The 4,211-nt window shown below is 56.5% G+C and carries 4 protein-coding genes; 1 reads left to right on the top strand and 3 read right to left on the bottom strand.

What is annotated here, in order from left to right; genetic code table 11:
• The coding region (locus tag AB0B96_RS40760; RefSeq protein WP_362907669.1) for a hypothetical protein at positions 1-411 on the top strand (411 nt) is incomplete at its 5' end.
• 501 nt (positions 412-912) lie between these two features.
• Here AB0B96_RS40760 and AB0B96_RS40755 read toward each other — a convergent pair.
• The 3 genes from AB0B96_RS40755 to AB0B96_RS40745 form a co-directional block, all read right to left on the bottom strand.
• Positions 913-1,905: a hypothetical protein gene (locus AB0B96_RS40755; protein WP_362907667.1), complete on the bottom strand. Its 993-nt coding sequence runs from the start codon at positions 1,903-1,905 to the stop codon at positions 913-915.
• A gap of 647 nt (positions 1,906-2,552) precedes the next feature.
• On the bottom strand, positions 2,553-3,377 hold the full coding sequence (locus AB0B96_RS40750) for an HNH endonuclease (protein ID WP_362907665.1): 825 nt from the start codon (positions 3,375-3,377) through the stop codon (positions 2,553-2,555).
• A 51-nt stretch (positions 3,378-3,428) separates the two neighbouring features.
• Positions 3,429-3,608: a hypothetical protein gene (locus AB0B96_RS40745; RefSeq protein WP_362907663.1), complete on the bottom strand. Its 180-nt coding sequence runs from the start codon at positions 3,606-3,608 to the stop codon at positions 3,429-3,431.
• Positions 3,609-4,211 lie beyond the last annotated feature (603 nt).

Below are 4,211 nucleotides of genomic sequence, written 5' to 3'. Positions count from 1 at the left end.
CGGCCAATCCCAGCAACGACCAGTAACAATCAAGTACACGACAGGGGTCAGCTTTCAGACGCCGATAAGGGGTCACGGTTCGAACGACGTCGACACTCCCGGTTCGCTCGGCTGAGCTTTGCGCAGAAGGTAGCGGTTTACGTGGGTCTGTATGACCCGGACGACGATCAGATCACACTGCTGTTGAGATTCAATCGACTGCGGAATCGCCTGGCGCATACGTTCACGAACCTTGAGGACGCCACCTTGGAATGCCTACCAGGCAGATTCGGTGGCTTGCCTGCCGACCACCCGGACGGGCGCGGTGCAGTAGCTCTCGATCGAGTGCAGACGATATTCCTCTACCTAGCCTTCTTCGAGCTGGGGGCGATTCGAGGCGTGAAGCGCCTTGATCGGATGGCCGAGGGCTAGAGACGTACATCGTCAAGCATCATGACCGCTTCAACTGTGGCATTCGAGGCATAGCGTCGGCAGCAGATGCAGGCTTCACCAGGGTGATCTTGAAGGAGATCATCGTGAACCTGCGGACGGCATACTGAGCATGCTGCGGTCTACTTGGGCGAGTCGGCGGGCCTGCTCTCGCTTCTGGCGGATGAAGGCTTGATCATCATGAATGCGTCCGTAGATTCGATCTATAAGCCGTGTGTGTCAGACTAAGTGCCAGCTCACAGGCCCTGCGGGGTGCGGAAAAGGGTTCACGCAGTCACGAGCGTGATCTGAGCTGGCGTTGATCTCTGTGAGATGAGGACTTTATCTACAGGTATCGAGGGCTTGTCGCCTACGGTGATTGACCACGCGTCGGGCGGTAGCAAACTCTGCTTCGGCTCTTTGGTCGGTCGAGGATCGCACCGCCCATGCGCTATCAGCTGCCGAAACAAAGCGCCAGAAAAATCAAGACAAGACAAACCATCCTCACGGCTGCGTTCCAATCTTATCAATTACTGCACCTCCAGGGGCTATTCGTATAACACCGGCCGCCCGAAGTACTGCAAGAACTTTGCTTGCATCTTTCTTCGAGATATTCCAGTCTTGCGCTACCTCGTCGATGGACGGCGCATGGGCGCCATCCATAGTTTTGCTAGAAAATATTTTTTCTCTAATCCCGGAAACAACGTAAGATAAAGGAAAGTCCTTTAGTCCTTCGGCGTAGAGAAGTAAGTAGATTGTGTCCCTTGCTAGGCCAGTTGCTCGACTTATTGACCTGATGTTCCTTTCTCCGCTCCTGTATATATCTAACGCCATGTCTTTGAGTGCCCCCTTTGGGTTCCGATCGTCGCTTCTCCATGCAATGGCCATAGCCTTTAAGGAATCAATGTCCGTGTCGCCGCCTTTCTCCTCCAGGCTTATCTGAGGGCGAATGGGGTCACTTGTGTTGGCGATGCCGTTGTAGTAGGAGGCAAATAGATCAGGAAGGTGAGGAGCTATGTCCTCGCACTTAAGTAGATCTTCACGACCCACCAATTCGGCAAGCAATGAGGCGTGCAAAGAAGCTGCCTCATTTGCAGTTGTGAAAACAAACGTCGCGGGGGAATAAAGTAGATCGCGCCGGTCCTCGACCTCCCAGATCGAAACTATTCTCGTCTCCTTTCTTGCTACGCTTCCCGTTACCTCTCTTTTGCTTGCCTTTAGAATGACTTTACTGGAACGCATGTTGCCGTTTATTATCTCCCTTCGCTCTATTCGTTGCACTTCCACAACCCCTAGCGCCTCGTCATAGTAAGCGTCGTGGCGTCGGATAAATATGGCCCTCGATTCCCGAGTGCACCCCATTTCCCATACCTTTCTATTTTTAGCCATGGCTAGCTTTTCCTTAACTTCATCTGGTATCGAAGCCGAGTTCCTGGCGATGTTTACTCTCGCCAGGAGAAATTCCGCTGGAGCGGTTTTTGGTGACCTATCAACCATTTTTCACCTAATATTTCCCGGTGTACCTTATGTTCGGTTTGTGGCTGTATGTAATTCTTTATCGTATTGGCATGTCGAGCGCTCTACATGTATAGCACTCGACAGCCTTTCGCCAAGAGTCTTCATGTAGGGGCTTTCCCCCGTAGGTTGAGAAAACCCTTACCTGGGAGTAGCCCACCTACCCTGAAATGAAAATGTCCGTTTGACTAGAGATAGATTCGCCGGGAGGGTATACCCGGAAAGGAGGTAAAAGTGATCGATCCCTCTGAAGGCTGGCCAACGAGGCTGATAACAGAAACAGGGCGGACAATCCGGTACGCGTTGGACCGCTGGCACCGAATTGCCGCCCTGATCGCCCTCTTGGTCACCATTGCAGCGATAGCTCATCTGCTAGGTGTTGGGCTCTAGCAGCAGGGTAGCGGGTAAGCAAAGAATCTGCGATATCCCAAAATAGGATTTGTAGCAGCAATCTTCGCCTACCTCGCCTCAGGGCCGTGCCTCCCGCGTGGGGCACGGCCGCCTTGAGCCTTGCGGGCATGGTCATTCCCGATGCGTTCCCAGTGAGAGGGGTGGATCTTTGAAGATGCAGTTCAGAGCGTTTTCGTAGTTGGACTGTAAAACCGTCGGCGTCTACAGTCACCGTGACGTTACGTGCTGGCGATCAGCTCGGTGGCCACACGAGGCCCCGGCAGCGAAACCCCTCCCGCTGTTGCCTGCCGTTGAACGATCGCTCGGAGTTCGGGCGGCGTGGGCCAAGGCGCGCTGCGGTGGATCATGCGATGGCGGTTTGAGCAGATGAGTGCGAGGTCCGAGAGCTTGATTGTGCCTTCGCCGGCCTCGTGTAGAGGAACTACGTGGTGGCACTCGATGTAGCCTTCGCCACGCTCGCCGTAGACCGCGGCGAAGTCGAAACCGCACACCTCACACGCCAGGGTCCCGCCGACCTTCAGTACCGCGGAGATCTTCTTCTTCCGCAGCCCCTTGTTGCGTTCCCGAGTGCGGTGGCGCCGGTAGAGCACGCGGCCTTCCGGTGCACTCGCCTCGTCTTCGGCGTCGTCGTCATCCTCCTCCAGCGGGACCGGATCAAGAGTCCCGTGCTTCAAGCCCTCGCGCAGTAAGTGGGCGGCCTGGGCCATCTCCGTTGGTCGGTCTAGGAAGTCCTGCAGAACCTCGCGATCCAACCGGCCGCCGTTGGTGCGCTTTTTCGTGTATCCCGGGTGGTGTGTGGCAACGTCGAAAGTCTTGCGAGCAGCCCTGTTGCGGTTGCGGTAGGTGGCAGCGCGCTCTTCTACAGGGTATGCGGCCAGCAATTGCAGCAGGTCGGACAGCTCAGCGATCCGCGAGTCCTCCGGGTACAGCCCCTTCCAGTTGTTTCGTGCGACGACATCACAGGCAAGGATCAGCTCGTCCCGCCTCCACTTAGGGTTGCGCGACGCGACGATGGTGAAGCCTTCGCGTTTGAGCCAGTCCACTGCATGTCCCAGGCCACCACTGAACTCCTTCCTCGTAAGGGGCGCTCCTTGCTAGTGCTTGTAAGCCACTCCGGCGATGGCCTTGGAGTCGTACTCCCTCCCGTTGTGCACGAGCAGGTACGTACTTGCCTCCCCGTAGCCGTACAGGTCGAGGAATGCATCACGTCCCAAATCGTCGTACTCCTCAAGCGTCTTGAGGATGTCATCCCGTGAGATCGCTCCCTTAGCCATGGGCCGGAGTGTAGAGGGCGGGTATGACAACCGCGTTGGATCACGTTGACGTCGACCAGCCTGGGCCGTCAGAGGGTGGCCTAAAGCAACCAATGACGAGTCTCGCAGGTTAGTGGAACATCCAGGCATAACAGGAGGTCACTGGTGATCACCGACCCGGCCAGGCCGTTGCGATGCACGGTGACCCGCGCGGCGGACTGAACGTCGATCAACGGGCCAAGCTCGAACAGGTGCGGTGCGTTGAGCTGCGCTGACCAGCCCACCAACATGACTCATGAGTGGTCACGAAACAACTGTGCCTGGGAAGAGCGTGCCATCGTCAGTGGTGGCGTCTCGAAACACCACCAAAACGTCGCACTCACCGTGAGATATAGGCATCGCACCATCAGACTGAAGGCCGTCAGCATTCGGGAACGACGCGGCCGTCTGAGTGTCCGCCATGCCGCGGCTGTACACCGCTTCGCCCTGACAACGGGGTCTCCAAACCCTGACTAGTGATCAGCTTCACTGAGCTGATTCCAACCTGGTGTCGCAGGTCGTGAGCTTGCTGTGGGTTGCTGGGTTCGGCCCTGACGTAGAGAAGCCCCTGGTATAAGGGTTGTC

The sequence above is a fragment of the Streptosporangium sp. NPDC049046 genome (assembly GCF_040649155.1).
GTDB lineage: Bacteria > Actinomycetota > Actinomycetes > Streptosporangiales > Streptosporangiaceae > Streptosporangium.
The sequence above is the reverse complement of the archived record's forward strand: the minus strand, read 5'-3'. Positions and strand labels throughout refer to the sequence as shown.